Origin of the sequence: Arthrobacter sp. D5-1, assembly GCF_017357425.1 — a bacterium.
Classification (GTDB): domain Bacteria; phylum Actinomycetota; class Actinomycetes; order Actinomycetales; family Micrococcaceae; genus Arthrobacter.
In genome coordinates this window covers 308,486-334,477 of the sequence record NZ_CP014571.1, presented here as the reverse complement: position 1 = coordinate 334,477, position 25,992 = coordinate 308,486, and the positions used below count along the sequence as shown (strand labels likewise).

Genomic DNA, 25,992 nt, shown 5'->3' with positions numbered 1-25,992 from the left:
GGCCCCGAACCCCTGGCATCAAGAACAACCCCGAAGACGGGCGGGTCAGCTCCCACTCACTGCCATCCCAGCCCGTCCACGACAGCTCGAACCCACGCCACGGTGACACAGGAGGCGGAGGCGGGATGTAGGGAATTGCGTACGCGATACCCAAAAGAGCCTCCTAAATGCCGAACGCCGCGAACGTGTCCTGGCGCCTTGCCTCGATACGGTAAGAGACCTCATCCGGGTCCCAACCAACATTTCCGTGGAAGTGCGTATCCCCACGCCCGGGCCCTTGCGTTTGCTGCAACGCCCGATATGCCGCATCCCACTGCCGGTCGTTCAGGATGTACTCCGGCTTGCGGGTGGCGTTCATGATCTGCGACAGCCCCGGGTTGAGGATGCCGCCGTTGTCATGCAGGTACGGCAGCCCCGTCGAGCCCATGCTGTCTTTGCCGCCGTTGCCGGTGACAAAATCAACCGCACCCGTCAGGATCTTCTTACCGGCCCCGATAGCCAGGTCAGCGAACATCCCCGCAGCGGGGAAGGCCTTCTTGAACTGGTCAACAAGACCGTCAATGATTCCGGCGATGGGGTTGAACCCGCCATCGCCGCCCGCACCGCCACCAGCTAGGTACTCGGCAGGGTTGCGGTAGTTCGGCCACCCACCGTTCAGCACCATGTAGTGCAAGTGCGGGCCGGTTGAATTTCCGGTAGAACCAACCTCGCCGATCTTGGATCCGCCCGTGACCATCTGGCCCAGCTTCACCGCGAACGACGACAAGTGCGCGTACCACGTCTGCAACCCGTTCGGGTGATCGATGTGGATCTCATTACCGCCGCCATACGACGACCAGCCAGCAGAAGACACCCGCCCGGGACCAGCAGCACGAACAGGCGTGCCAGTCCCCGCTGCGAAGTCCATGCCGTTGTGGCCGCCATGGAACGGCTGCGAAACCACACTCCCCGGCAGCGGATGCACCAGGCCGCCGGTGGCATAGCCCTTAGCTTGGCGGAGCGCTTCCACGACACCGACGCCACCCCAGCGGGAGATGTCATCCTGCGACCACACAACCTCGCCCGCGTGCACGATACCTGCCGGCTGAAACTTCCCGCCCGGGCCCGTGTAGCCGCCGTCAGCGAATCCCGGAGGAAGCGCCACCCGCGGCAACTTGTCGAGGCCAAGCGCCCCTCCGATGCCGTTCAGACCGTTGATAAGACCGTCATTGATGACCGTGTCCACAACGAATTTCACAGGGGCTTTGGCGATGTCCTGGATTTTGTCCCAGTGCGTTTTGATGAAATTCACGCCATCCTCGAACGCTTTCGGAATGGTCTTCGTGATCACATCAGAAATGAAGTCGAACACCGGCTTGATGACCGTGTCCCACACCCACTTGATGATCGCGCCGATAGCCTCAAACTGAGGTTTGATGACGTTCGCGTATAACCACGAGAACGCCGGCCCCAGCACGTTATTCATCACCCACACAACGGCGTCAAAGATCGGCTTGACGATAGTGGTCCACCACGCCGAGATGAGCGCCCCGATGAACCCGAAAACGGGCTGAATCACGGACGTCCACAGCCAGTTGAAGGCAGGGCCGACGACTTTCGTGATGACCGCGCCGATAATCTGGAAGACGTAATCCAGGATCGTCCAAGCGGCCTGAGCTGCCCATGAAATCTGGGCGAAGACAGGCTGGATGATGTTCGTGTACAGCCACGAGAAGACGGCTCCGACGCCAGCGAAGATAGCCTGGATAGTCGGCAGTACATAAGTCTGGAACCACGTCACAGTCCCGCCGATGAACGACTGGATGGCACCCCACACGTTCTGGACAATCTGCTGTCCAAGCTCCGTCTGCGTGAAGAACCAGATAAGTCCCGCAACCAGAGCGGCGATGGCAGCAATGACGAGGCCGATTGGGTTAGCGAACAAAGCAGTCGAGAACAACCATGTTTTCGCAGTCGCAATCGTGGTCGCCAAGCTGAACGCCTGCAGTGCGGCCGCCACAGAGTTGACAATCAGGTATGCCCTGAAAGCCACCACTCCTGCTGTCAACGCAACCCCGAGAGCTACCAACCAATCCTTGTTCTGAACCACCCAGGTACCGAACCCCTGCAGGACAGGAAGGATAGTGGTCTGGAAGTATGAGCCGAACTCTTGCGCCTTGGTCAGCGCCCACGACAGCCCATCACCGATTGCGGCGCCAGCGACTTTTGCTCCCTCTTCAAGAGGCTTCAGCCATTCGATGGCGCCTGCGAAGAATTCACGGATCTTCGGATACACGCCAGAGAGAAGGTTGGCGCCTATCCGGCCAACAGCAGCCATCGTGTTCTTGAAGGCGCCTTGTAGCGTGTCGCCGGACTTCAAAGCTGCCCCGCCAAGACCGTTCTCCATGGCCTTCTGGAAGGTCTCAAAGTTGATCTTGCCTTCGGATGCCAGCCTGAGAGTTTCGTCTGCCGTGGTACCTAGTTCCTTGCCCATGAGCTGCACGATGGGGATACCAGCGTCTTGCAGCTGGGCGATCACGTCACCCTGAATCTTGTTTGATGCAGCAACCTTGTTGAAGATCGCCCCCATCTCATCCATGCCGACACCGGCAATGGTTGCGGCGTCACCAGTCAGGCGGAGAGTGCGCTCAAGATCCTTGCCAGGCTGCACGCCAGAGGCGACAGCACCAGCAGCCACCGAGGCAGCCTCATCCAGCCCGAATGCTGTACCCTTCACAGCGGACATTGCGTCGTTCATGATGCTGGTGACAGACTCAACGTCATGGCCCAGCCCGAGAAGCTTCGCTTTCGCGTTCTCGATGGACTGCAGCCGGTCGAATCCCTTAGTCAGCGCCACGCCAAGCCCGGCAACTGCAGCCGTCCCAACAGCGATAGCCCCCCACTTCAGGCCTTTACTGACTGCGCCCCCGAGCTTGCTTACCTTCTTCTCAGACTCCGCGGACTGGTCCCCGACGTCCTTGATCTTCTTCTCCAGTTCGGAGGAAGAAGCGGCCGACTTATCCTGGGCGTTCTTAAGGTCAGTGGTGGACTTCGTGAGGTTGTCCTCAGCGGTCTTGCGAGTGTTGGTAGCTGCGGCGGCTTTGCGGCGCGCAGTTTCCAGCGCTTCCTCGGCGGCCGCCAGTTGCGAGGCCTTGGCTTTGGAGTTGTTCCGGACCTCTTGGAGCTTGAGTTCTGCCACTCGAACCGCGCCAAGAGCTTTCGCTTCTGCCTCTGTTGAGGCAGCAATCTTCGCCTGGGCTGCAGTAATCTGCGCCTGAGAGCGGGTTATGACCTTGTTCGCCTCAGCGACCTCGGACTTGAGTTTGGCAACGCCTTCAGCGAATCCGCTGGACATCCCCTTGCCCATGTTGACTCCGGCAGACCTGCCGGCGGAGACGCCCACCCCATCCATGACCTTGGCAACTTGCGCCTGGGTGCCCTTGAACGTCGGTTCTACAAGAACCTGAGCGCGGCCAATGACGGGCATGGGGCCTCCTGTTGAGTTGTCACAGGTCCTCCGCAGAGAAACCAAACTGACTGGCGAACTGCACAGCCCATTCATGCTCGGCAGCCTTCATGGCCGCCTGAATCTCTGTCTTGGGGGTGGGGAAAGGCTTCACATCGCCCGGGTTGCCGCCGTTGACCTTGATGAGGATCGCGCCAATCCGGTCAAGCTTCGTCGCGATGTCGCCCAACATGGTTGCGTGCAGGTCCCATTCCGAGGTGCGCGGCGCCCACGGTTCGCTCTCACGGCCCTGATGCGCGGTGGCAATCGCCTTTGCTGCTTCAGGGTCATTCGATATCGCCTCGTTGAGCCTGCTAGCGGCGGGCAGCATGTCGATTAACTCAAGCAATGCCACCCACCGGCCAGCGCGATACCATTCCGCCAAATCAACGCCCGGGTACTCATGTGCGAGGTCGGCGCGGATCTGCGGGCGGTACCGTTCTAGGAGCCCGCGGAGGCGGTATCTTCCCCCTGGTCGCCCCACACGCCTTGGTAGTAGTTCATGACGGCGTAGAACACGGGCTTAATCTTCCGCAGGGTCGGATACTCGGCGTCAAGGGCCTTGTAGTCCTCCGGGGACAGCCATTTTTTCAAAACGGGGGAAATCTTGCCGTCACGGGCGGCCTGGTTCATTTGGTCCAGGAATTCCTCGGCAACTTCCGTGGGCATGTCGAAGATGTCCGGGAACGTGACCAGCTTGCCGTTCGCCAGCGGGTACTGCGCCGGGTCTTGGTTGAGTTCGTCACTGATAGTGACGCGCTTGATGTTGCCAAGCGGCTTGTCGTTGTGTTTTGCAGCCATGGTGGTACCTCCGGGTGGTGGTGGTTTGGTTTACTTACTGGGCGTGGTTGCAGGCTTCGCAGCGTCGGATTCCTTCACGGCGGCCGTCTTGGCTTTTTGCTCAGTGAACCCGCCGGCGCGGAGTTCAGCAGCTTCGAGGGGAATGGATGTTTCGACCGCAATGGTGCGGCCATCAGATTCTTTGGTGAAGCGGGGCATGATGCCTCCCTTGGGCTTTGTCAGGTGGTTGGAAGGTTTGAAGCGGGCCGCGCCACCACCACCCGGAAAAGTGGCACGGCCCGCGGTCTAAAGGGCTACGGGGTAGCCGCGGTGAAGCCCAGAGTTGCCTTGGCCTTCAGCGCACCCGTGCCGCCCATGAAGTGACGCAGCGGAACACCAGTCTCGGCATCCGTGAGCACCTTCATGGTGATCGGCGTGGTCAGCGGATCCGAGGAAGCCCACTTCTGGGAGTCCGTGCTCGAAAGCTTCACGGCGCCATAAGCGCGGCCCAAGAGCCACTGGTTGTCAGCGGGCCCGTCAGCACCTAGCACAAGGAGCTGATACTCCTTGTTGATCGGCATCTCAGGCTCATCGAAGACAACTTCGCCCGTCGTCTGGTTCTGGGTGCTGGCCGTCAAATCAGTGCCGTAAGACAGCTCCAACATGTGCTTGCGGCCGTTCTCAAGCGCCGTGAATGTCACAGACCGGGCAACCTCAGTAACGTCCGTGCGCTGAGCACTGCTGTAACCGAGCGCCATCACGTCCTCTTCGGTGATGTCCCGGCCGTACTCGATGCCGTCAGGAGTGATCATCCCAACCGGGAGCCACCCTTCAGCCTTGAAATCGATGAGGCCCCCGCCTGCAGCGAACAGAGTCGTGGGCAGGGCCTCGGTGGACACCCGGAGCATGATGATGGCCTTCTGAATCTTACGAATCAGAGTCCGGTCATCAGCTTCCTGGCGGATCGTGTCAAAAGTTGGCATGGCAATGAACCCCTTTCAAGGGCAATGTGAATTGTTTGTCCCCAGTAGGGGTTTAGAGAGGGCGGGAAGTCGCCAGCAGCGAGGCTGTAGCTTTGTTCAGCGTGTCCGAGGCGTAAGGGACATCCTCCGGCACCGAATCAATGCTGATGCTGTCCAGGTAGCCGTGAGATGTCTCAATGTCCGTGCCACAAATGAAAGCCAAGATTGATTCCAGAGTGTTCACTGCCTGCGTTCCTGGCGCGTAGCATTCCAGCGTCACCCGGTCCACGCGGTCAATGAAACCTTGAGTACCGCCGTTCGTAAACACCAGCACGACCGGGAAAGGGCCCTCAAGAGTGCCGTAGTTGTCGGCCTGCAGGTGCCAGACCATCCGGACCGTTTGGTCCAGGTGTTCCGTTCCGTCAACAAGATCAGTCAGGCACTCCCGGACATCAGGGAAGACAAGACCATCAATCACCGGGCACCGCCCTCATGGACGCCATCACACGGAGCAGAATCGAATCACGCGCATCCCTGTAATCCGGATCAACCTCCCGAACCACGGCACCCGCACGACGTTCGTTCTTCCAACCCGCCGTAACAGTCGCCGGCGCTGCCTCATACGTTCCGCGGCCAACAGCCTCAGCATTGCCGGCCAGGCGCTTAGCAGCGTCCAACGTCACGGCCGCAACCTTGGGCGAGGAGCCAAGTTCCCTCAGCCCCTCATCATCAGCCGAATAGCCCTTAGAACCTCTGAGCTTCCGCAACGCCATCAGGGCCTCACCAACCCAACCTCAACACCCAGCGGCCACTCACCCGGCAAGCCATCAACAGACCACTCACCAGCCATCAGCGCACCAGCAGGGACGCGCACGCGATCCTTCGGGAGGAACGAGAAGCTTGGGTCGGGGTCGCGGTACAGGACCGCTGTGCTCGCTATCAGGTCCGCCCTGTCAGTCGGTTCTGACGTCGCACGGGCCGCGATGATGCAGTCAGCCACAGGAATCTCAGTCACCGGCAAAGGGTTGCCCTTGGGATCACGCCCGCCACCGCGGAGCACGGTAACGTTTGTCAGCCAGGGCCTTGGGAAGCTACTCACAATTCCCATGTCATGGCCCCCAAACGAGTTTGTACGGCGCGAGGATGTCCTTTTCGGACTGCAGCAGCGGCAGGCTGATAGGAGCCCCGCCCACTGTTGCGTACCCGACGCCCATGGGGCCGGTGTTCTGCCGCACGACGTTCCCCGGCGAGGTCGCGGCCCGTGCAGCTACCTCGGCGATGACGCCCGCCACATCGGGCGCTGACTCAAAGCCATGGAGAACAGTGACGCGAACGCTACCGTTCCGCCTAGACCAGCATCCGGACCTGCGCGTCAGCACCCCCTTTTCGGAGACATCAACATCAGCCAGAACATCAACCCCTTGATCGGTGCAGGAGACGAGACTCTTGACATGCCCGGACGGGATCAGGAGTGACCGCGTGCCCGATCCATCAAGGATCAGTTCCTCTTGGACTTCTGGGGTGATGTGCCACTCGCAGTAACGCCGGACTTGGGCTGTGGCCGCATCCAGCCAGAACTGAGGGTCCCTAGGAAGGGAACCGTCAGTCAGTTCCACGATAGGTGGCATTGTCATGGCAGCTCCCTTCCTAGGTGGTGCTTACTTCGCAGCTGGGGTGGCTGCTTTGTTGGCCGGGGGCTTGGCCTTCTCGGCCTGGGCAGCCTTAGCAGCTTCTTCGGCTTCCTTCTTGGCGGACGCTTCGGCTTCCGCTGCCGCCTTAGCTTCAGCCTCTTCCTTTGCCTTAGCAGCTTCTTCGGACTTTTTCGGGTCCTCCGTGCCAGCGGCGCCCGGCTTGGCGTCCTCAGGTGCCTTGTCCAGCTGGACAGTGTGCGGAATGCCGTTGATCAGTACTTCGTAAACTTCCATGTCCCCTCCTCAGGGAAAGCGATGGTGGCGCGTTCATCACGCGCCACCATCGGCGGTGCCTACAGGTTGGAAAGGGTGACCTTCACGAAAGCGGAAGGCTTACGGACGGCCAGAGCGATGCGCTCTTCTGCCCGGATGGAGATCCGGTTGTAGTTGAAGTCGTCCTCGTTGGAGTTCGTCGCTTCAACACGCACACCACCCTTGCGGTAAACGGTCGCGGCCTGCTTGCCGGCACCAACCAGAACCGTGCCCGCGGCGATTGCCGAGGTAACGATGGTGTTCTGGCCCCAGAGCCCGGGCTGCTGCGGGATGCCACCGTTGCCGTACTGGCCGGTGAAGATACCGCCGCCGAAGTACTGGCCGTTGGCGTCCTTGGACAGACGGAACTTCTGGTAGTCCAGCGGGTTGATGACCATGCCATCTACCGTCAGGCCGGTGGCCGTCTGGACCTTGGTGATACCGCGGAAAACGGCGTCAGCGTTGTCAGCAGCAGCGGTGGACGCCTCCACCTGGACGCCGGAGCGGTTCAGGAGGCCGCGGAGCTGCGGAGCGGTGCCGTTGCCGTTGAGGAGCTGAGCTTCCTCGAACATGACGAGGTCGTAGAGCAGGCGCCCGTTGATCTCGGAAACGAGGAACGGCAGGTCTTCCGCCATTTCGTCATTGATCTTGACGCGGCCGGCGATCTTGGTGAGCGCGTCGTTTACCTGGTCGTAGGTGTAGTGGAGCTGCGGCTTGAGCCCGCCCTCAGCGACGGCCGAGAACGCGCCTTCCTTCAGCGCCTCCACGTAGTACGTGATGGACGCGGCGGTCAGCGTTCCACTGCCCAGCCAGGAAGCCACGGTCGGGCGTTCGCGGAAGCCCTGCACAACAGTCTCATCGATCTGTGCGTGCAGTGCGCCGCCGTCAGCGCGGGCGTGGGAGTCCGTTGCTGCCTTGTATTCGGACGTGCCGAACGAGAAGCGCTCGGAGCTGCCCTTGACCTTGGCGAGCTGTTCGCCGAAGCCCTTAACTGCGTGCTCACCCAGCGACTTCGCGGCGGAAGGCTGCGCGGGGGTCTGCTTGACCTCCGGGCCCGTGCCGATGGTGTCCAGCAGCGCCGAAGCGTCCTCGGCAGCCTTGATCTGGATATCAAGGCCCTTGACCTCTTCAACCAGACCGTTGATCTTGGTGACCTCGTCGGCGGTCAGGTCGCGCTCTGCGGCCTTCGCGCCTTCAGCGATTGCGCGTGCAGCTTTAGCCGCAGTCTCGCGCTGTGCTTTCAAATTCATGGCATCTCCTTTAGATGTCGAGTAGTGAAAGGTTTGCGAGTGCTACGTCAGGGTTGCCGTTACGCGCCTTGACCTCCGTGCGGTCCTCACCCTTGACCGTTTCCGGCTCCTCAGGCTTGCCGCTCTTCGGTTCCTCGTCGCTGACTTCCGATTCGTCAGACTCTTTGGTGGACTCCAAAATCTCGTTCAACGCATCCCGCGCCGCGACGATCTTGGACTCCGTTTTGGCCGATATTGCACGGCCAAGCTTCAGACTCAGGTGCAGGTCATTCCCTGTACCTGAGATTTCGACTGCCCCGCCCTTGACGGCCAGCAGTTCGGTTTCTTGGTTCGCGCCCACAGGGACAACGGACACCTCGTGGAGCTTCATTTTGCGGAGCTCATAGTGGCCCTTGTAGTTCCCGTCAGCGTCTTTCTCATCAACCCACGCGCCCTCGAGCACGTCATAGGCGAAGGACATCTGCGACACGCGGCCGTCCTTGATCAGCCGGTGGACCTGCTGGCCCTTGGCAGTCTCAAGATCAAGCTGGACCTTCACGAACAACCCGTGATCGTCCTCGTAGGCTTCGACAGTCTTGCCGATGTTCATGTCCGGGTCCTGCATCTGGTGAGACCAGTACGCCGGAACGCCGGCGCCCTTCTCGCCATACGCGGCCAGGGACTCAGTGAAGGCGCCCTTCATGACGACGTCGCCGTAAGAGTCCTTGTTGCCGAACACTGAGGCGTACCCGGTGAACTGCCCCTCTTCCAGACCGTCATCGACGCCGGCGGCCTTGATGGTCACGGGGCTGGTTTTCAGCTTCACGGTTACTCCTCAATGCCTTCAAGATCGGGCTTTATGATTCCTTGGTCGAGTCGCGCAACGAGCTCCATGGGAGTCACGCCCTCGTCATGCCAGATGGCGTTTACTTTGGCGTTGAGGTGGGATGCCAATTTCTCGGCGTCAGGAACTCCTGCCGCGGTCAGGTCCGCCGTCAGTTCCCGGTCCCACCGCTCGGTTTCCCAGCCCTTGCCAGGGACCACTGCTTGCTGACGTATGAGCGTCTTTCGCCACACCTCGGCAATTACCTTCGGTTCAGCCTCAACAACAGGCTCGCCACCGTCCTGCGGCGAAGGTTGCCCGCCCACAAGGACGTTCAGCGGCGTGATGATCTCGTCACCACCATCAATCGGAGCCAAGTTGCGGATCCTGCGGGCCTCGTTGCGAGTCATCCACGGTCCACCCACGGAAGCCGACATGATGGCCGCCTGCTCCTCGAAGGAACCGCGCAGCTTCTCCTCAACGTTGAACTCCACAAACTCGCCCTCAGCAGCACCGATAAGCGGCAGAACAAACGCGTTCAGCCTGGCCTCAATGAGACGCAGGATCGGGCCAAGAGTGTTCGTGTAAAGGCTCTTGTTGAACTCCCGCACATTCGAGTAGTTGGCTGAGTCCAGAACACCGACCATCGTCGGGTTTACCTGGTAGACCTGCGCCACGGTTTCGAGCGAGAGCTTGACCGAATCGGACCACTGCTCATCAGCGGACGCGAAGCCGACACGCTTGAGCTCCATGCCGTCTTCCATGAGCGGAGAACCGCCGGCACGTTCACCCTTGTCACCGGTGAACGCCTCGAACATCTCACTGAAGCGCTTGCGTGCAGTCCCGTCCCAAGACGGGGCATCCTTTGGGCGGGAAATGTACGTCCCCACCCGGCCGTTACGCTTCCACAACTGCTTGCGGTGGACGCGGGCGTGGTGCTGCTCTTCTAGGATCAAGCGCAGCGTCTCTACAGGCGAGGAAGCCGTGAACGGAGACAAAGCATTCCATCCAGGGAAGACAACCATCTGATCGGCCTGGACCTTGATGTACTTGTCAGTGAACGGCGGCGACACTGTCCATTCGCGGATCTCGAACTCAACCGGATCCCCGGGAGTTACCCAGTCGGGCGGGACGGGCTGGATTTGCTTGCCGGCAGCACCGTCAGTCCGCGGCAAAATGAGCCAGTAGGCCACATCGTGCAGAGAGCTGGTGGCAACCAAGTCATAGACGAGCTCCGGGCCGGTCATGTGCGTGTTGGGTTTCTTCAGAACCCCGTGCGCCACAGAACCGCGCACCCTGACGTTTTGCTCACCCTCAGCTTTGAACATGTGGAGGCCAAGCTGCGCGCAGTTTCGGGCGCGGAAGTCAATCACCGTCCGGAGATGCGGTTGGGAAGCCCACATCGCCGCGGGGCTCATGCCCTCCACGCTGTTCGCGTCACCATTACCGTGCAACAGAAAAGTTCCAGTGTGCTCGGAATCAATGCGGAACGTCTGCTTAGACGGATAGCCGCCAAGGATGGCTCTGGTGATGGAGTTCAGGAATCCCACGTACTCACCACCATTTCTCGTAATCATCGCCGTAGGCCGTCTGAGTGACAGCACCGTTTTTGAACATCTCCAAGCCCCACAGCGCGAACGTCACAGCGCACAAAGGTGCGACATCCACGGGAGACTTAGCCCGGTTCCACACCCAGACTTCCTGCAAAGGTTTCTTGACCGCGTCAGCGGCCGCCAGCGTCAACGTGCCCTGGTCGCGGAAGCGAATGGACTTACCCACAACACGGTCGTTGAACTGGCCGTGAGCGCTGCCAAGGTCGTTGCCCTGGCATTCAGTCACTTCGATGTCAGCGAGGCGAAGGAACTCGATCAGGGATGAGGCAGGAGCACCACGTCCCTGAACGATCACGGCGTCAGGAGTGAACGCCAGCTTGTTCTTGACCGCATCCACAACCCATTCAGTGCCGGGCCTCTTCATGATGACCTCGCAGTGAGGCAACCCATCTTCACGCCAACCAGCAACAGCCAGATACGTGTACGCCCGGTTATGGGAAGTGTCGATCGTCAAGACCCGTGGGGAGTCCTTCGCGATCCGCGACTCCGGATCAACACAGGCCTCAAACACTCCAGGGCCAAACGGACCCTCAGCAGCAAGCGCAACCCACTGGCACAAGTTCTCAGTACGGAAAACATGCTCAGGCACACCCTCAGCCGTACCGACACCAACGAGAGCAGCCTTAGACGCAAGCATCGCCTCAGTAACGTAGGCAATGCCGTTCTCATCCTCGTAACCCATGGACGGGTTAGCCTGGGCCCACCCATCACGGTCCCAGATATCGCAATCATCAGGAGCGGACCACTCAAAAAGGCCCATCGTCGTATCGTGCGAATTTGCGAACTCCTCAATGGAGGAGATCCCAGACTCAACGTACTTTTCCCAGTCCGCGATACGGTCAAGACCCTGCTTGCGGAGACCGCGCAGCACATCAGACTTCGATGTTCCGGCATTCGAAACCGCAATGATCTGAGAGGAGAAGCGGGCGTTCGTTGTGTTCGTCAGCGCGGACCAAGATTCCCAATCACGCTGCTGTCGGAGCTCATCAAAGGCGAGGTCCGTAACTGACAGGCCACGGCCGCCGTCATCGGAAGCCGCTTCGCACTTGTAACGTGTCCCGTTAGTCAGTTCAAGGTATTTGTTGCCGTTCACGTTTGACTTATGGGCGATGTACTTCCGGCCGGCGGAACGCTGCAGTGCCTTCGCGGAAAGATCCAGGATCTCTTCAGCGGCGTTCAACTTGTGAGCGGCGCCAAGGATCAAAGCAGGCTCAGCCTCAGGGCCATCCCACATCATCATCCGCCACAGCAGACGCGTGGACATGATGAAGCTCTTGCCGTTCTGGCGGCTCACCAACAGCAAGACCGTCTTGAACCGCAGCACCGGGAAGGCATCCGTTGAGAAAGAACCAAGGGCCAGCTCAAGCGAATGGATCAAAAACCACTCTTGCCAAGGATGCAAACGCCGGCCAGCAATCCGGGCAGACTCAATAGCCTCAAACCCCAGAGAAGTCTCGGGCGTCAACTCACGCAACGGCTGAGTCCATAACCTCGGCTCAGTCTTACCCAGCCTGGGCGCGCTTGCCTCGCTTCGCCTTGAGCTCATCAATCGGGTCAACCTCCGCCGCTGCCTTTGCCGGCATCTTGGAAGGCGTCAACTGCAGCGCCTCGCAATACCTCAGATACGTAGGGATCGACGTGTTGTCATGCAACGGGATCGGCAACTTAGCGCCGTCCTCCCGATCCTCCATCGCTGCTTCAACCACGGCATCCCAGCCATCAATCTTCCGAGCCAAAGCAAGAACAGCAGCCACAGGACCAGCGCTCAGATTCTCGTCTAAGGCCCCAGAAGTGATGGCCTGCGCCACGGACCTCTCAGTAGCCTCATAGACGCTCACGCTGCCTCCTCAAGGGCCTGCTACACGCGCACGCGTGCGCGACCCCCCTCTCAGAAGAACGGGGGGAGAGGACAGGAGCGGCGAGGACCTGTCCGGGGGATGGGGGTGCCGGTGATTTGACCGCCCCTACCCCTCATGTGAACCATTGCTCACTGGGTTCACCGAGGTCGGCGTCTGGCATGCGGTTTGATCTGCGATTGTTGCAGAGTTTGTGGCTGTGGCGGAAGTTTGCGGGGTCTTCTGCGTGTTGCGGGTGTGTGCTGCGTGGGTAGAGGTGGTCGAGTTCCCATGCTTGCTCGTCGGGCCATGCGAGGGTGTAGTCGATGTCCATGCCGCAGAGCCAGCATGGTTCGTTGTTGTCTTGCCCTTGTCCACGGAATTCGAGGCGTTGTTTGCGGTAGCGGCGTGAGGTTTGACCATCACCCATCACTTACCTCCAACTACTGGCCACATCAGTACGCGATGACCGGGCCGCCGGTTGTGTCCAGTGCTGGCTGGACAGCGCTGAGAAGGTTCTCGCTTGCGAGGACAGGCACGTATGCGCGGTCCAAGGAGTAGCCTCTGACGCGCTGCGGGTCAAGGAAGATGATGCGGCCACCCACAGGGAAGATGATCTCTTCCCGTCCGTTTGCTTTGCAGATGGTTACGCGTGGGATATCTTCACATGCTTTGCGGGCTAGGAGGAAGTGGTCGCTGATCTCGTTCCAGCGGTCGCCGATCCATCCAACGGTTCGCCCTTCGGCTGCATGGCCAAGTGCTTGGATGAGTTCGAGCTTCACGATGATCTCCTAGGGCGTTGGTGCCAGACGGCGGCAGGTGCACCGAACCGCCGCCCAGCGTTGCCGTCTCGTCTCCCGGGATCGGCGCCGGGCCGGACCGTTGGACGGTCAAGTGTTGGTCTCCTGCATGGAGTAGGCGTGTACCGACGCCTCGTTCTTAGGCTGACCCTCCGGCGTCATTTCGCAACCTTGGCTAATGTCCGTCATCCGTAGATGGGTTTTCCCCAGCGGCAACCTGGGACAGCCTCCATGCAGGAGAGGTGGTGATCCACTTTGCTAGGCCGCGTTTTCTGTTGTTGGTCGGCATGCGTTTCGATCAGTGGGAGCAGTTGGAATCGAACCAACCGTGCACTGATTTACAGTCAGCGCTGGCACCTTGCCTCTTCTACTCCCGTTGTGCCGGCGTCGTCACGACGAGCGGCGGTGTCCGTGCGCTGGACTGCGGCGTTCTTACTCAGTCAGGTACTCGAGAGAATCTTTGCGGTAGACGCGAAACTCTCCAGTCTCCTCGAAGAAGACCCAGACTGATGTGACGTTGTACTCAAGATGGGTGCGCATGAAGAATGTTGCGCCGCTCTTCTCGGAGATTCGCCCAACCTCGCCGGTTGCCTTCACGCGTACCGCTGCGAACCTGTCCACTGCCATGTCCTTGTTCCTCTTTCGCGTCCTGAAAACAATTACGAAACAAGAGTCAGTCGGATCGAGCCTGACGTGTGGGACCCGGCGCGTGTTGGCTGACGCTCGATAAGCTCAGTCGTCAGGATTGCACTATGAAAGGAACGCCCAGTGTCAGAACAGAACGTCGAGGAAGTAGACAGCTCGTACTTCCGGATAGACGAATACACGCAAGTTGCCCGAGCAAGGGAGCTTCAGTCCAAACACCTAGGCCTTAGGGTCCTGACAGCAAAGCCAAGAAGCGACCTCAAGGTCATTGGGCGATTGGAGTCATTCAAGATGACGGCCGATTCCGGAGAAGGCCAAGTAAAGAGCGTGGTCGTGAGAATATCTGGAATCAAGGCCGAACTGCCGGCGGACCAAACTGTCTTCTTTGTGGACGGGGACAACGTCAAACCCGTATTCACGTAGAAAGCGGCCCCTTCCTTCCAGCAATGCAGAGAAGCCCCGGAGCAGGGGCATCCGGGGCTTCTCTGAGGTTTTGGTTACAGCTGTGGGCTGTGGAACCAGTGTATTAAATTAGTCCGCTACTTACAAGCGTGTGATCACTTCACTCGGCGGCTGATCCTGCGCCACCGTGCTGGGTTCCATTTATCGCCGAAAATGTTGGAAATGCCACCTCCTGGACGCATGAGAGTCGTTCGCTGCGGTTTGCGCGCCTCATTGACACAGTCCCGGCAGACTCCTTCTTCTTCAGACTTGAACGAGTTGGGCATGATGACTTTGACTTTGGCGCCACAGAGCGCTGCACGGTACATGTAGGTCTCTTCTAGGAAACATGGTTCCCGTAGGCTCAGCTCTCTAGCTACCGGCCTGACCGCATGGATGGGACCTGGGTCGTCTGGAACCTGGGGCGCTCGTGCGCCGGCCGCCCGGTCAAAGGGCATCACCCAGCGTGTGAGGCCCACTTTGTAAATTGGCTTAGGGATTTCCTGTGTCATGCCGCGTCCTTTCGGAGTTCAAGAGCCAGCGTATGAAGTTCGGTTCCCACCCATGTGGCCCCGCATGCACCGCATTGGGCTTCGGTTCCAGTTGCAGTGAGTGCGGTGTTGCGGACGTATTCGTCTTCGTCCCAGGTCCATGCGTGGGTGGCTCCGCAGTCAGTCTGCGGGCAGGTTCCGACAATTTCCGTGCGCCGGACAGGATTTAGCATCTGTTGGATGGCGACCATCCACTTGGTGGTGTTTTCGAGGCATTTCCTGGCGGCTTGTCCGCTGTTGTCGCTCTGAGTCCAGACGGCCCACTTTTGGAGCTTGCTTTCGGCACTGAGATGGGGCTCATCCTTGCCTGTTGTGGCGATGTGCATGGTCGCGAGGGTTTCGCGGATCTCGGACCACAAGCTGAACGCCGGGATGGCTATGGGAGAACGAGATCCCGAGGCTCCCCCTCCTGCGTTGGGACGGCGGCCGGACTCGATTTCCTGCCGAAGTTGCTCGAAAAGGCTCATCTCCGTGGGGTAGGACTTCGTTCCGGATTCGCTATCGACGTGGATGGCTCGGTGTTCGCGGGTCAGCCGGTGAACGTTGTCGTTGAGAGTATCGATGTTCAAGATGCTTCCATTCCGTAGCGGTAGTCGTTGGGGCCGATGGACATGCTGTTGACTGAGGCGAAGTGTGGGCGCCAGGCGAGACGGATCTTGCCTGTTTGGCCGTGGCGGTTCTTTTCGATGATGAGTTCGAGTTCGCCTTCCATTTCTTGGTCGTCCCGGTGGAGAAGGATGATGTTGTCGGCGTGGGCTTCGATACCTCCGGACTCTCGGAGGTCAGCCATTGTGGGGCGCGTATCCGCTCGCTGGGTTGACCCGCGATTGACTTGGGCGAGGGCCAGCACGTGGGTATCGAATTCCTTGGCTAGGTGCTTGCAGTCCTCAGCGATTCGGGACACTTGGCGCTCTCGCATGTCCCTCGGATCGGCTGGGGCGCATAGCTGCAGGTAGTCGATGATGATCAGCGGTACCGGCCGCCGGCGGGTCCAGGTGCGGACGGTGGCTCGGATCTGGGCCATGGTAATTCGGGAGGCCTCTTCGATGTAGACCGGCCAATCAGCGGCCTTCTGCGTAAGCCGGGCGATCTTCGCCCACTCGGCATCCCCGAGAGTGTGGGAGTTGATCTTGTGGAGGTCGATCCCTTCGGACGCAGCGGCCATACGGCCAACGACTTCGTGTTCTTTCATCTCAAGGGAGAAGAACCCGGCCCCGTATCTGGATGCTGCCACGGCTGCGCAGCCTGCCACCAAGGACTTGCCGACTGCTGGCCGAGCACCCATGACGGTTAGCTGGCCTGGATGCCATCCGCCGTTGAATTTGTGATCGAGCTCAGACCACCCCGTAGGGTAGCTCCTGCCCTTCGGAGCCGACCACAGGTTCACGGCATCCTCCAGCGCCGCCGAGAACGTCCGTACCCGAATACCTGTCGCTTCATTGGCCGCGGCGTCCAATGCCACTCGGGCTTGGTCCAGTGCCCCCTCCGCCTCGTCCCAATCGGCAGTGTCCGACATCTGCTGCAGCTTCCGGCCAACCTCTGCCAGCCGGCGGAGCCTAGCTGTCCCTGTGATGATGCTTGCGTAGTGGGCCGCCGCCGAGCGGACGGGCGCCGCTTCCAAACACTGATGCAGGTATGTCGGCTCCATTCCGACGATTGGGTTGGACACAAGCTTTTGCGACATAACCAGCGCTGAAGCTGGCCGCCCGGACCTTGTTTCGGTCAGGATCATGTGCCAGAGCTGCTCATGTTGCGGAAGGTAGAAGTCCTCCGCTTTCAATTCGACTTCTTCCAAGGTTCGCTGATCCAAGAGCACTGCGCCGATGACGGCACGTTCGGCGTCGATGTCCTGCCGCAGCTTCCCATCGGCTGTCATGAGATCCCCAATTTCTGCTTGGCCTCGGCCAGCCGTTCGGCGTTGTGTATGTTCCGCTGCTCCTTTTTCCAAGCGATCTCGCCGGCGACGTCCAGGCCTGCAGGAGGCGTACCGGGCGTCCACACATCTCGGCCAAGGACGGCTTCGACATCGATCTCTCCATGGAACCCAGCCACCGGAGTCTTGGCGGTGACTCCTGCCTTGGCCTTGAGCTGATCAAACTTCTCTCGAAGCTTGGACATGGACAGGATGTTGGCCCGCCAGAACTCGTCAGAAGTTGCCCATCGGATCATCCAAGCAACCTGCTCGACCTTGTAACCATCCCGCTCGAGCAGCAGTCGGGCTGCGTCACGGTTCTTCTTGTTCCTCGAGGGCTTTCTGGATCCGTTCTCCTCCAAGCAGGAATCGAGGAGATCAAGAAGTTCATCAACTTCTGGTCGTGCGATTTCGTCAGAAATCTCCGACGAAGGAATATCTTCTTTAGAAGATGTAGCAGTAGCAGTAGCTGTTCGCATGGAAACGCTATTCGAATCCCTTGCCAAGGGTTTAGCCATAGCGCTTCCAAAGGTCTTGGCATCCTCTTGCTCAACCCCTTGGGTTACGCCTTTCATGTCCCTTGCCTTAGCTTTTAGGATCGTCTGCACTTTCGGATGGCTCCAGAGAACCAACTTCGGCTGTTCCTGATAGAGCTTCTGAATCTCGAACGCGAAGAACTCCTTGATATCGGTAGACGCGATCCCAGCGAACGCGTTCGCCATAGTGACATGAAGGCGAGGGTGCCTGATTACTCCGTCGTGGCGAGCGAAAGAGCGCACAAGCACCTCCTCAGTGGTGTCGTCAGCGTGAATGAAGTGGGCTTCAGCAAGCTCGCAAGCATCCCGCCGCACATCGGCAGCTGTCCGATCCTTGGTGAGTGCCGCAAGCCGCCCAGGCCGCCAGTCAGCGACGCCGGCATAATTCAAGGTCGGGTGTGTCAGGATCTGCTGGTACAGGTGCTGAGCGCCCATCGAAAGGCCTCGCCAGTCACCATCCGCCCAGAGATCCACACGAATGTTTGCACGGTCCCTAGCCAACAGGCAGCGCTCCTCTCGCTGACATGAACCCGTCGATAGAAAGCTTGGATCGGCGGTAGGCCCGGTAATCCGAGGCCGACCACTGTGCTGTTGCGATCAAAGCGTGCAAACGTGCGTTTGCTGCCCCCCGATCGCACCCCAAGAGGTCTGCTTCGTTCGCCTCCACCGTGCCGCAGCGACGAAGACGGACAGCTTCCACCTCCACGATCAGGGCCTTGATGTCTCCGGGATATGCCGGGCGTTTGAATGGCTTGGAATGGAACTTCAGTACGGCGTCAACGGCATCATCAACGGAGTGCTGTCCTAGGATTTCAAACCAGGCATCAGCTTGATCGTTAGAGAAGGCCCGGGCCTCAAGCAACTCAAGCTTTCCCAGCACTACAGCTATTTCTGATCGAAGCATCACTTTGTCCCTTTCGCAGGATTATTAGTCGCGGCGGCTGCGGAGAGGACTGCAGCAAGCTCAAGAGCGTCTTGCGATGACATCTCCGCGTAATTGGGCGGCTGGTGATCGGCGAGCCAAACATCGAGCGAGTGCGCTTCGGTGGCGGAGTTCCAGACTGGCGTGATAATCCACTTCCGGTGACACGTCTCCGGACCTAGCCATCGAACGTCGGAGTGGGGATCGAGGGTATAACCGGCCGGCGGTTCTGGCCAAGGGCCAAGGAACTCAAGTAGCTGGGCGGCTGTCATGTTCATTTCTTCGGCCATGTTGCCGAGCTCTCGCACTGTCGCGGGGCGCTTGATAGTGTTGTTCACAGGATCTCCTAGTTGATTTGGGTTGGTTCTTCGGCCGTGACGGACTTTGGCGAGAGCGTCACGGCTTTTTGTTGCCCAAAGAGATGGGCCATTCGAACTTCTATTGGGTCGCGAAGCATGCGATCACGCCCGGAATGCGGGGTCGAGCTGAGCTTCCTCCCAAGCCAAGACATCGGCCATCCTGTAGCGAACGTATTTGCCGATGCGCATAGCCCTTGGGCCCTTCTGGTGGACCCTCCAGGTGTAGACGGTCTGAAGGGATACGCCCTCCCGATCGGCTAGCTCCTGCGTCGTTAGGTGCCTCTCCTGAGGTGTTGCTTCTCTTTCTTTCGCACCGTTCACGGCTTACTCCTTCGATCATCTTTCGGTTACGGAATACAAGCTATTCCATAGTGACGGAAGAAACAAGCTAGAAACGAAAGGCGAATATTCGATTTGGAGTGTATGATCCAGTACATGAACTCAACACCGGACGAAGAGATCGGCAGCCGACTCCAACAGGTACGCGAAGGGCGAAACCTCAGCCAGGCACAAGCCTTAAGGGCCCTTCGGGCGGCTGGACTAGTTTGGTCGCAGGGGACACTATCTAAGGTTGAGTCAGGCCTTCGCCCGCTGCGGTTGGCCGAACTACCTCCGCTGGCCAGAGCATACGGCGTTAATCAATCAGAGCTCATGGCCGCTGAGAATCCGGTTCGGTCCGCACTTGAGCGGATTAGGGTTGCTGAACAAACGACGCAAGACGCCTACATCGACTTGCAGAGGCGCTACATGAGCACCGCGGCCACACGGCGGAGCATCCAACTTATTGCCGAGCTAGCAGAGGGACTTGCTGGTCCGTACACCGTCTCCTGCTCATCGGCCCGCTTCATGGAGGACGCCCTCAAAGACGAATTCTCAGAAATATCTCTTTCAGGAGCGGACGCAATGGAGGTCCTTGGCATCCCTGACGTCGAGGTCGACATGGAGGTCAAGACCTGGGAGGACTGGATAGCCCTTACTGAGCCTCTTCCCGAGGACTGCAGGTTGAGTATTCCTCGAGAATTTGAGTCATCCCTGACCGAAGGTCGAATAAACTCCGGCCCCCTCGCCGGTACGGAAATTGACATAGTCCGTGGGCTTGGGGGCCTCAACCACTACCTCACAGCTCAAGCCCGCGGGAAAGCGTTGGAAGCCAAATTTCCGCAGGTAACATTTGTGCCGGCAAAGGTCGATGAAGATAGCTCCTGGTCGTTCTGGGAAGTAAAACAGCAGCTTACAATCACGGGCCTCAGGGAGACCGAGGATGCCTAGGCCACCGCTGCCTATCGGATCATGGGGAAAGATCAAACGGACTGAGTTGGCAAAGGGTCGCTGGGTGGCGAAGGCTCGCGTTCGAGATCTGGACGGAGTAACCCGCCTGGTGGAGCGGAACGGGAGAACGGGCGCCGAAGCCGAACGACACCTGTCAGCCCACCTTGCAGAACGGACTGCGCCTTCCATGGGGGACCTCACGCCAGAGAGCCGGCTGACGGCACTGTGGGAAGCCTACGAGGCACACCTTCTGGAGGAAGGCCGGGCTATTCGCACGATGGAAAGGTACCGGTACGCCTCCACGTATGTAATCAAGGGCGTTGGCGGATATAAGATCCGTGAGGCCTCCACGCAGCGCCTTGATGCGTTCGTGAAGACTGTCAAAAGCAAGCACGGGGTGTCCGTCGCCAAGTCTGCCCGCGTGATCCTCAGCGGAATGTTCGGGCTCGCAGTTCGGTACGGTGCCGCGGCCTCCAACCCCGTCCGGGACGTTGGAACCATCAAAATGGAGTCGAAGCCGGCGCGCTCACTGAGTGTGGACGAGCTCCGCGGTGTCATAGACGCGTTGCGAAGCTCTGACAAGGTTCTCAACGCTGCGAATAAGGTCACGCCTAAACAGACCATCAGTGAGTATTGCGCCATTGCCGATCTGACCGACGTCGTGATCATGTTTGCTGGCACGGGAGCCCGCATCTCGGAAGTCTTGGGGCTTCGCTGGTCAGACATCGACTTCGACGCTAAGACGGTAACCATCTCGGGCAAGGTGAATCGCATGCCAGGCGGCGGCATGATCCGCGAGAGCTTCACCAAAACGAAGTCAGGCGCTAGGACCCTGCCATTGCCCGACTTTGCGCTGTCGATGCTCATGGCTCGCAGGGTGTCAGCTCCGACGAACATCTACGACGTCGTCTTCCCGTCCACAACAGGCCTACTGCGCGATCCCTCGGCGGTCAGCAAGCAATGGCGGCGGGTCCGGACTGCACTCAAACTCGATTGGGTCACATCACACACATTCCGGAAGACCGTCGCCACGCTGATTGATGAACAGGGCCTCTCCGCCCGCGTCGGCGCTGACCAGCTCGGACATGCTCAAATCTCGATGACTCAGGACGTGTACATGGGGCGTAAAACGGTGCACACAGAAGTCGCAGATGCCCTCAACAGGATCGTCCAATGAGTCACACGAACAGCAGCGACGAGCAAGCCATCCCCCCTCTGCCGAAGCAGGTTGGCACCGGGCCGACGGGCCGGGGCGTCGTCTCCGCTGCCGGAGCGCTGGCGAGCTCTGTGGTCCCGGGGATTGCAGTGCCAGTCGCTGGAGTCACTGCCGCACTGCAGGCATTTGGCGCGAAGCTCAATGAACACCAGGAAGCGCGCATAGATGAGACCATTCAGGAAGCATCTCGCGCCGGCGGCCTCACGCCCGAAGAGGTCATTTCCCATTGTATGGACGATGAAAATCGCATGCTTCTATTCGCAGAAGCCGTCGATGCCGCTCGGCGCACTCGCCTCAAAAGCAAGCCGAAATTACTCGGGCGCTCACTCGGCAATCTGCTGACTGATGACGCACTGATTGACCAAGAAGCAATCTGGATCCGCATCCTCTCGGCCGTCGAGCCACCTCATGTCAGGGTGCTTACGGAGTTCATGATGCCAAACGTGCTGCGAGACGGCGGGGTATGGATGGGGAGGCCCTCGATGGTTGTTTCTGGTATCGCCTACAGGCTGGGCCTCCACGAAGCCATACTTCCGCTCATCCAAGATCTGCACGGCTCGGGCTTGCTGATGGTCGGAACGACAACGCACGAACTCTCCCTGTCAGAGGGCAACTTCGAGACGCCAAGCGGCTATGACCAAGAATTGAAGGCCACGGGCTTAGGCGTTGAGCTCATGAACCGCCTCGAAGAAGAGCGGGACGAAAACTGAATTAGTTGGGTTTCCGTTGGATTTGGGCCTGCAAACAAAAGCAGGTCAGAGGCGAAACGCCTCTGACCTGCGGAAAGGGTGGGCCCTGTGGGGATCGAACCCACGACCCACGGATTAAAAGTCCGATGCTCTACCAACTGAGCTAAAGGCCCCTCCAGCTGTAGAAACAGCCATGAATACTGTACCCCAACGTCAAGGCAGACGAGGAACTCAAGGTGACGTGCGCCGTCGTCACCTTCTTTGGGCGAACGCTCGACGACGGCGCGCGGCGGCAGCGGCGTGTCGGGCACGGGGCGGCGCCAAACTAGGTGGTGAAGGCACGCCCCCGGCAACGGCGCAGCCCCGGCAACCGTTACTCGACCCCGCCAGAGCACAGGAGTACGGTGAACTCATGAGCGAACAGCCAGGACCACGCGCGTACGGCGGAGCAAACAGGCACCACAAGCCCAAGCCTTTTGCCCCGATCGATTTCGAACCGTTCGCCGGCGGGGCAGACCCCGCGCGGGTTTCCGAGGCCGCCCACCTTGCTGCGCAGGCCTTGGTCAGGCGTGGCCGCGACAGCGACGACCCCAAAGTCACCCGCCGCTTGGTGAAACTGGCCGATGAGCAAGGCTTGGAAGCCATAGCCGAGATGTGGGCCGAAAGCCCCGCCCGAAGCCTCCCCGGCGCCCTGTGGCGGCTCTATGCCCTCCGCGCCGCCACCATCCAGAACCCCGAGAAGATCTCCGTCTACTTCCGGGCCGGACGCGATACCGCGCAGGTTTCCAACGTGGTGGCCGGCGCTGCGGAGCCGCCCGGAGCCGATGAAATGAAGACCATGGCTGACGCCATTTTGTCCGGCGCTTTCGACGGCGAGTTCGACGTCGCGCTGGAACGTTCCGCCGCTTTCTGCCGCGTGGTGGCACTCGGCCAAGCCACTCTTGCCGACGGCGCAGAGCACAGCAATGAAAGCCATGCGAGCAAGCTGACCCGCAACTCGCACCAGCTCGTCAAAACGGCCGAGGACCTTGAGCACGCCGCCAATGCATGGCGCCTGGGCGAGCTGGACTAGCCAGCAAACAGGGCGAAACGTACCCACGTCGGCCCCGGACTGTCAATGTTGACTTAGCCCGCCGGACGGTGAAAACTAAAACTGGTGTCGAACCGCGAAACCCCCGGGCTTCAACTTATAGCCGCTTCGAGCGGCCTACCGCCGAGAGGCGTATCCGGTTCGGCACCATTTTTATGCCCGGATGCAGAATGCCCGGGTCCGCGTTGAGGCGGACCCGGGCAAATACCGTCGGAATTACTTCAGCGTGACCGTGGTGTCCGCCGTTTCCTTTTTGTCGTGATCGAGGTCGCCGGAAGCGTCCTGAGGCGTCAAGGTCGCCTTGATCTCCGTTTCCTTACCGGCCGTGTAGGCGAAGTTCTCCGCAATATTGAACGACTCTCCGGGCTTCAGGATGAACGGGTCCTTTTCCTTCAGCTTCACGCCGGAGCTGCTCAGCCCATGTTTCTTATAGCCATCGCTGCTGGAGTCCGAAGGCATCCCGCCGAGGTACTTCCAGTCCGTGTACTTGGCCGAAGGGGTAACCAGGGAGTGGCTCAGGGGAATATCCGCCGACGAGGTGTTGGTGACTACGTAGTTCAGGTAAACCACCGGCGCCCCCTTCTTCAGCAGGTTCTCCTTGGTTTCCTTGTCCACGAACATGCTGTCCTTGGAAGCCACGTCGGTGGCCACCTGATAGATGTCCACACTGAAGCTATCGCCCTTGAGAGTGCCGAGCTTGTCACCTGCATCTGAAATGGGGAGCGCCCAGGCCGCCGCGGTGTAAGCACCGGACGAAGTCCCGGCTCCTTCGGAGGAGGAAGCGGACGGCGAGGCCGACGTTGACGCCGAGGTGGACGAAGAAGGAGACGAGGACGACGACGATTCGGAACCACCCGTCGTCGAGCCCGCCGTGGTGGTGCCGCAGGCACTGAGCGCGAGCATTCCAGCTGCCGCGAGGCTGGTGACTTTCACAACATTATTGAGTCGCATAATTCCCCCATTGAGTGGATTAATCCGGAGCTTGCCCAGTCTTTCACAGTGCGGGAGGCGAAGCGATGGGGACTTCTCCCCGGGGCGTCCCGTGTACTGAGCGGACGCACCCAACGGACCGGTAAAGTTGGGATCGAAATGGGCGGCGTCAAGTCAAGCTGCCCACGCCCATCCGTCCCCAGCCCGGAAAGCGATATGAAGCTGCGCCTTTTCCCCCAGGAACCTGCCGGGCTCGTCCTCCTCGCGCAGATGGCCAGTGTGATCGTGGCCGGCACCGGGACGCTCTCCGAAATTCTTGGAGCCCCCGCCAGCGAGCACGAGCGCCTCGCCGAAGAACTGCACGAGCACGAGTCCAAGTCCTTGGACCTGCACTTCGCCCTGCTGACCCACATGCGCACCAGCTTTGTGAACCCGCTCCCCCGCGAGGACATGTACACGCTGTCCCGCCACCTCACCGAGGCCATGGAGAAACTCGACGCCGCCGGTGACCTTGTAGCCATCTACAAGCTGGACCGACTTCCCAAACGGGCCGCCGACCAACTGGAGATCATCAGCCGGCAGGCCGAGCTCACCGTGGACGCCATGCGGAAACTCGAAGACCTGGACGAGCTTGAGGACTACTGGATCGAGATCCTCCGGCTGGCCAAGCGCGCAGAACGGACCCACCGGATCTGGGTGGCCGAGATGCTCAAGGACATGAAATCCACGCAATACGCGCGGCACCGGGACATCGCCAACCAGTTGGTGGAAGTTACCAAGGACATGCGGAAGGTCGCCACCCAGGTAGGCAGCATCATCGTCAAGGAATCATGACGTGACCATCGCCATCCTGGTCCTGGTAGTTGGCCTGGCTTCCGGTTTCGCATTCCTGAACGGCTTCCGCGACGTCTCCAACGCCGTCGCGCTTTCCACGCGGACCCGCGCACTTACTCCCTCAATTGCGGTGCTCCTGGCCGCCATCTTCAACTTTGTGGGCGCCATGCTCAGCGGCACCTTCATCCTGGCCTTCACCCAGTCCTGGATCACACTGCCGAGCGGCACCAGCGGCCTGACCATCCTCGCTTCGGCCCTTACGGCAGCCATCCTATGGGGTGTGTACGCGTGGTGGCGCGGCATCCCGTTGTCCTCCACCAACTCACTGGTGGGCGGCCTGATTGGCGCAGGTGCAGCGAGCGTCCTGGTGGGCGGCAACGCGGTAGGGGGAATGGACAACGTCCTGCTCACCCAAGTGGCGCTGCCGTTGGTCTTGTCGCCTGTCATCGCGTTCGTGGCGGCGTACCTGCTGGTGTGGCCGGTGACATGGGCTGCCCGCTACACGCAGCCGAACGTGGTCAACCGGCGGTTCCGCCGGGCGCAGGCCATCTCCGCCGCCGCCGTGGCTTTCGGCCACGGGCTCCAGGACGGCCAGCGCACAGCTGCGGTCATTCTGCTGGCCATGGTGGCTGCGGGATTGTCCGGCGGCAACGATGTGCCACTCTGGATCCTGTTGGTTACAGCCATCATGCTTACCGCGGGCACCATGTTCGGCGGCTGGCGGATCTCCCACACTCTTGGCCACAAGCTCATCAGGGTGGATCCGCTGCGAGGGTTTGTTTCGCAAACACTGACTTCCGTGATGCTGTTCATCGGCGCCATCGCCTTCCACCTGCCGCTCTCCACCACCCATACACTGACGGCGTCCGTGCTGGGTGCGGGGGTCAATCAGCGCTTCCACACCGTCAACAGGCGCTTGGTGCGGAGGATCCTGCTGTTCTGGGTGGCCACGCCGCTGGTCACAGCCGCAGCTGCCTTCGTCCTGGAGCTGGCGTTCTCGCCCCTCGCGGACCTGTAAACCCAACTAAGTAACAGCAAACGTCGCCATGAGCGCTCATTGCGACGTTTGCTGTTACTTAGTTGGGTAAGAAAAAACGACGGCGACCGTACCCCCAAGGCGACGGTCGCC

Annotated in this window: 32 protein-coding genes and 2 tRNA genes; 7 read left to right on the top strand and 27 right to left on the bottom strand. The window is 60.1% G+C overall.

Annotated features, from left to right (window positions below; genetic code table 11):
• Positions 1-163 precede the first annotated feature (163 nt).
• The 19 genes from AYX22_RS01595 to AYX22_RS01505 all read right to left on the bottom strand — a co-directional run bounded on the left by AYX22_RS01595 (position 164) and on the right by AYX22_RS01505 (position 14,096).
• Positions 164-3,466, bottom strand: coding sequence for a peptidoglycan DD-metalloendopeptidase family protein (locus tag AYX22_RS01595; protein WP_207595804.1), 3,303 nt, complete (start codon positions 3,464-3,466; stop codon positions 164-166).
• A 19-nt stretch (positions 3,467-3,485) separates the two neighbouring features.
• Positions 3,486-3,839 carry a hypothetical protein gene (locus AYX22_RS01590; protein ID WP_207595803.1) on the bottom strand — a complete coding sequence of 118 codons (354 nt, stop codon included), beginning with the start codon at positions 3,837-3,839 and terminating at the stop codon, positions 3,486-3,488.
• Positions 3,840-3,925: 86 nt separating this feature from the next.
• Positions 3,926-4,285, bottom strand: a complete 360-nt coding sequence (locus tag AYX22_RS01585) for a hypothetical protein (protein WP_207595802.1) — start codon at positions 4,283-4,285, stop codon at positions 3,926-3,928.
• A 30-nt stretch (positions 4,286-4,315) separates the two neighbouring features.
• Positions 4,316-4,483 (bottom strand): hypothetical protein, encoded by a 168-nt coding sequence (locus AYX22_RS01580; RefSeq protein ID WP_207595801.1) that lies wholly within the window; start codon positions 4,481-4,483, stop codon positions 4,316-4,318.
• 95 nt (positions 4,484-4,578) lie between these two features.
• Positions 4,579-5,247, bottom strand: a complete 669-nt coding sequence (locus tag AYX22_RS01575) for a hypothetical protein (RefSeq protein ID WP_207595800.1) — start codon at positions 5,245-5,247, stop codon at positions 4,579-4,581.
• 52 nt (positions 5,248-5,299) lie between these two features.
• Positions 5,300-5,704 (bottom strand): hypothetical protein, encoded by a 405-nt coding sequence (locus AYX22_RS01570; RefSeq protein WP_207595799.1) that lies wholly within the window; start codon positions 5,702-5,704, stop codon positions 5,300-5,302.
• Positions 5,697-5,909, bottom strand: a complete 213-nt coding sequence (locus AYX22_RS01565) for a hypothetical protein (RefSeq protein WP_207595798.1) — start codon at positions 5,907-5,909, stop codon at positions 5,697-5,699. Before AYX22_RS01565 ends, AYX22_RS01570 begins: the two co-directional genes overlap by 8 nt.
• Positions 5,910-5,998: 89 nt before the next feature.
• Positions 5,999-6,241 carry a hypothetical protein gene (locus AYX22_RS01560; RefSeq protein ID WP_207595797.1) on the bottom strand — a complete coding sequence of 81 codons (243 nt, stop codon included), beginning with the start codon at positions 6,239-6,241 and terminating at the stop codon, positions 5,999-6,001.
• 94 nt (positions 6,242-6,335) lie between these two features.
• Positions 6,336-6,860 carry a hypothetical protein gene (locus AYX22_RS01555; protein ID WP_207595796.1) on the bottom strand — a complete coding sequence of 175 codons (525 nt, stop codon included), beginning with the start codon at positions 6,858-6,860 and terminating at the stop codon, positions 6,336-6,338.
• Between the two features lie 24 nt (positions 6,861-6,884).
• Positions 6,885-7,151, bottom strand: coding sequence for a hypothetical protein (locus tag AYX22_RS01550; protein ID WP_207595795.1), 267 nt, complete (start codon positions 7,149-7,151; stop codon positions 6,885-6,887).
• A 59-nt stretch (positions 7,152-7,210) separates the two neighbouring features.
• On the bottom strand, positions 7,211-8,419 hold the full coding sequence (locus AYX22_RS01545) for a phage major capsid protein (protein WP_207595794.1): 1,209 nt from the start codon (positions 8,417-8,419) through the stop codon (positions 7,211-7,213).
• A gap of 10 nt (positions 8,420-8,429) precedes the next feature.
• Entirely contained in the window at positions 8,430-9,224 is a 795-nt protein-coding gene (locus tag AYX22_RS01540; protein WP_207595793.1) for an HK97 family phage prohead protease, read from the bottom strand.
• Positions 9,225-9,226: 2 nt separating this feature from the next.
• Positions 9,227-10,798 (bottom strand): phage portal protein, encoded by a 1,572-nt coding sequence (locus tag AYX22_RS01535; protein ID WP_207595792.1) that lies wholly within the window; start codon positions 10,796-10,798, stop codon positions 9,227-9,229.
• Complete coding sequence (locus tag AYX22_RS01530) at positions 10,776-12,212, bottom strand: terminase large subunit (RefSeq protein WP_207595791.1); 1,437 nt, start codon at positions 12,210-12,212, stop codon at positions 10,776-10,778. The genes AYX22_RS01535 and AYX22_RS01530 overlap by 23 nt, the downstream gene beginning before the upstream one ends.
• A gap of 124 nt (positions 12,213-12,336) precedes the next feature.
• Complete coding sequence (locus AYX22_RS01525) at positions 12,337-12,672, bottom strand: hypothetical protein (RefSeq protein ID WP_207595790.1); 336 nt, start codon at positions 12,670-12,672, stop codon at positions 12,337-12,339.
• A 133-nt stretch (positions 12,673-12,805) separates the two neighbouring features.
• Complete coding sequence (locus AYX22_RS01520; RefSeq protein ID WP_207595789.1) at positions 12,806-13,099, bottom strand: hypothetical protein; 294 nt, start codon at positions 13,097-13,099, stop codon at positions 12,806-12,808.
• Between the two features lie 25 nt (positions 13,100-13,124).
• A complete protein-coding gene (locus AYX22_RS01515) occupies positions 13,125-13,451 on the bottom strand; it encodes a hypothetical protein (RefSeq protein ID WP_207595788.1) in 327 nt (108 codons plus the stop codon).
• A 320-nt stretch (positions 13,452-13,771) separates the two neighbouring features.
• Positions 13,772-13,844: transfer RNA gene (locus tag AYX22_RS01510), tRNA-OTHER, on the bottom strand.
• Between the two features lie 57 nt (positions 13,845-13,901).
• Positions 13,902-14,096 carry a hypothetical protein gene (locus AYX22_RS01505; RefSeq protein ID WP_207595787.1) on the bottom strand — a complete coding sequence of 65 codons (195 nt, stop codon included), beginning with the start codon at positions 14,094-14,096 and terminating at the stop codon, positions 13,902-13,904.
• Positions 14,097-14,237: 141 nt separating this feature from the next.
• Here AYX22_RS01505 and AYX22_RS01500 point away from each other — a divergent pair, with 141 nt between their 5' ends.
• On the top strand, positions 14,238-14,537 hold the full coding sequence (locus tag AYX22_RS01500; RefSeq protein ID WP_207595786.1) for a hypothetical protein: 300 nt from the start codon (positions 14,238-14,240) through the stop codon (positions 14,535-14,537).
• Between the two features lie 526 nt (positions 14,538-15,063).
• Here the strand turns inward: AYX22_RS01500 and AYX22_RS01495 are convergent.
• The 6 genes from AYX22_RS01495 to AYX22_RS01470 form a co-directional block, all read right to left on the bottom strand.
• Entirely contained in the window at positions 15,064-15,675 is a 612-nt protein-coding gene (locus tag AYX22_RS01495; RefSeq protein ID WP_207595785.1) for a hypothetical protein, read from the bottom strand.
• Entirely contained in the window at positions 15,672-16,982 is a 1,311-nt protein-coding gene (locus AYX22_RS01490; RefSeq protein WP_207595784.1) for a DnaB-like helicase C-terminal domain-containing protein, read from the bottom strand. Before AYX22_RS01490 ends, AYX22_RS01495 begins: the two co-directional genes overlap by 4 nt.
• Positions 16,979-17,989, bottom strand: coding sequence for a hypothetical protein (locus AYX22_RS01485; RefSeq protein WP_207595783.1), 1,011 nt, complete (start codon positions 17,987-17,989; stop codon positions 16,979-16,981). The genes AYX22_RS01490 and AYX22_RS01485 overlap by 4 nt, the downstream gene beginning before the upstream one ends.
• A gap of 58 nt (positions 17,990-18,047) precedes the next feature.
• Complete coding sequence (locus tag AYX22_RS01480; RefSeq protein ID WP_207595782.1) at positions 18,048-18,458, bottom strand: hypothetical protein; 411 nt, start codon at positions 18,456-18,458, stop codon at positions 18,048-18,050.
• Positions 18,458-18,814 carry a hypothetical protein gene (locus tag AYX22_RS01475; protein WP_207595781.1) on the bottom strand — a complete coding sequence of 119 codons (357 nt, stop codon included), beginning with the start codon at positions 18,812-18,814 and terminating at the stop codon, positions 18,458-18,460. The genes AYX22_RS01480 and AYX22_RS01475 overlap by 1 nt, the downstream gene beginning before the upstream one ends.
• 123 nt (positions 18,815-18,937) lie before the next feature.
• Complete coding sequence (locus tag AYX22_RS01470; RefSeq protein ID WP_207595780.1) at positions 18,938-19,156, bottom strand: helix-turn-helix domain-containing protein; 219 nt, start codon at positions 19,154-19,156, stop codon at positions 18,938-18,940.
• Between the two features lie 114 nt (positions 19,157-19,270).
• Between AYX22_RS01470 and AYX22_RS01465 the strand changes: the two genes are divergently transcribed.
• From AYX22_RS01465 to AYX22_RS01455, 3 genes are all read left to right on the top strand, one after another.
• Entirely contained in the window at positions 19,271-20,104 is an 834-nt protein-coding gene (locus AYX22_RS01465) for a helix-turn-helix domain-containing protein (protein ID WP_207595779.1), read from the top strand.
• A 64-nt stretch (positions 20,105-20,168) separates the two neighbouring features.
• A complete protein-coding gene (locus tag AYX22_RS01460; RefSeq protein ID WP_207595778.1) occupies positions 20,169-21,281 on the top strand; it encodes a site-specific integrase in 1,113 nt (370 codons plus the stop codon).
• Positions 21,278-22,030 carry a hypothetical protein gene (locus tag AYX22_RS01455; RefSeq protein WP_207595777.1) on the top strand — a complete coding sequence of 251 codons (753 nt, stop codon included), beginning with the start codon at positions 21,278-21,280 and terminating at the stop codon, positions 22,028-22,030. The genes AYX22_RS01460 and AYX22_RS01455 overlap by 4 nt, the downstream gene beginning before the upstream one ends.
• Before the next feature lie 79 nt (positions 22,031-22,109).
• Here the strand turns inward: AYX22_RS01455 and AYX22_RS01450 are convergent.
• Positions 22,110-22,182, bottom strand: a tRNA-Lys gene (locus AYX22_RS01450).
• A 239-nt stretch (positions 22,183-22,421) separates the two neighbouring features.
• Between AYX22_RS01450 and AYX22_RS01445 the strand changes: the two genes are divergently transcribed.
• Positions 22,422-23,081: a hypothetical protein gene (locus AYX22_RS01445; RefSeq protein ID WP_207595776.1), complete on the top strand. Its 660-nt coding sequence runs from the start codon at positions 22,422-22,424 to the stop codon at positions 23,079-23,081.
• 234 nt (positions 23,082-23,315) lie between these two features.
• Here AYX22_RS01445 and AYX22_RS01440 read toward each other — a convergent pair whose 3' ends face one another.
• The gene (locus tag AYX22_RS01440) at positions 23,316-24,050 is read right to left on the bottom strand and encodes a hypothetical protein (protein ID WP_207595775.1); all 735 of its coding nucleotides are present in this window, start codon (positions 24,048-24,050) and stop codon (positions 23,316-23,318) included.
• A gap of 195 nt (positions 24,051-24,245) precedes the next feature.
• Between AYX22_RS01440 and AYX22_RS01435 the strand changes: the two genes are divergently transcribed.
• Both AYX22_RS01435 and AYX22_RS01430 read left to right on the top strand, forming a co-directional pair.
• Positions 24,246-24,863 carry a nuclease PIN gene (locus AYX22_RS01435; protein ID WP_089593243.1) on the top strand — a complete coding sequence of 206 codons (618 nt, stop codon included), beginning with the start codon at positions 24,246-24,248 and terminating at the stop codon, positions 24,861-24,863.
• A gap of 1 nt (position 24,864) precedes the next feature.
• On the top strand, positions 24,865-25,881 hold the full coding sequence (locus AYX22_RS01430) for an inorganic phosphate transporter (RefSeq protein WP_207595774.1): 1,017 nt from the start codon (positions 24,865-24,867) through the stop codon (positions 25,879-25,881).
• The last annotated feature ends 111 nt before the right edge of the window (positions 25,882-25,992 follow it).

What these genes read in the sequence shown, in the direction of transcription:
- AYX22_RS01595 (WP_207595804.1), bottom strand. Translation starts at nt 3,466, where the DNA reads ATGCCCGTCATTGGCCGCGCTCAGGTTCTTGTAGAACCGACGTTCAAG.
- AYX22_RS01585 (WP_207595802.1), bottom strand. Translation starts at nt 4,285, where the DNA reads ATGGCTGCAAAACACAACGACAAGCCGCTTGGCAACATCAAGCGCGTC.
- AYX22_RS01580 (WP_207595801.1), bottom strand. Translation starts at nt 4,483, where the DNA reads ATGCCCCGCTTCACCAAAGAATCTGATGGCCGCACCATTGCGGTCGAA.
- AYX22_RS01575 (WP_207595800.1), bottom strand. Translation starts at nt 5,247, where the DNA reads ATGCCAACTTTTGACACGATCCGCCAGGAAGCTGATGACCGGACTCTG.
- AYX22_RS01555 (WP_207595796.1), bottom strand. Translation starts at nt 6,860, where the DNA reads ATGACAATGCCACCTATCGTGGAACTGACTGACGGTTCCCTTCCTAGG.
- AYX22_RS01550 (WP_207595795.1), bottom strand. Translation starts at nt 7,151, where the DNA reads ATGGAAGTTTACGAAGTACTGATCAACGGCATTCCGCACACTGTCCAG.
- AYX22_RS01545 (WP_207595794.1), bottom strand. Translation starts at nt 8,419, where the DNA reads ATGAATTTGAAAGCACAGCGCGAGACTGCGGCTAAAGCTGCACGCGCA.
- AYX22_RS01535 (WP_207595792.1), bottom strand. Translation starts at nt 10,798, where the DNA reads ATGATTACGAGAAATGGTGGTGAGTACGTGGGATTCCTGAACTCCATC.
- AYX22_RS01520 (WP_207595789.1), bottom strand. Translation starts at nt 13,099, where the DNA reads ATGGGTGATGGTCAAACCTCACGCCGCTACCGCAAACAACGCCTCGAA.
- AYX22_RS01505 (WP_207595787.1), bottom strand. Translation starts at nt 14,096, where the DNA reads ATGGCAGTGGACAGGTTCGCAGCGGTACGCGTGAAGGCAACCGGCGAG.
- AYX22_RS01490 (WP_207595784.1), bottom strand. Translation starts at nt 16,982, where the DNA reads ATGACAGCCGATGGGAAGCTGCGGCAGGACATCGACGCCGAACGTGCC.
- AYX22_RS01485 (WP_207595783.1), bottom strand. Translation starts at nt 17,989, where the DNA reads ATGGGCGCTCAGCACCTGTACCAGCAGATCCTGACACACCCGACCTTG.
- AYX22_RS01480 (WP_207595782.1), bottom strand. Translation starts at nt 18,458, where the DNA reads ATGCTTCGATCAGAAATAGCTGTAGTGCTGGGAAAGCTTGAGTTGCTT.
- AYX22_RS01465 (WP_207595779.1), top strand. Translation starts at nt 19,271, where the DNA reads ATGAACTCAACACCGGACGAAGAGATCGGCAGCCGACTCCAACAGGTA.
- AYX22_RS01455 (WP_207595777.1), top strand. Translation starts at nt 21,278, where the DNA reads ATGAGTCACACGAACAGCAGCGACGAGCAAGCCATCCCCCCTCTGCCG.
- AYX22_RS01445 (WP_207595776.1), top strand. Translation starts at nt 22,422, where the DNA reads ATGAGCGAACAGCCAGGACCACGCGCGTACGGCGGAGCAAACAGGCAC.
- AYX22_RS01440 (WP_207595775.1), bottom strand. Translation starts at nt 24,050, where the DNA reads ATGCGACTCAATAATGTTGTGAAAGTCACCAGCCTCGCGGCAGCTGGA.
- AYX22_RS01435 (WP_089593243.1), top strand. Translation starts at nt 24,246, where the DNA reads ATGAAGCTGCGCCTTTTCCCCCAGGAACCTGCCGGGCTCGTCCTCCTC.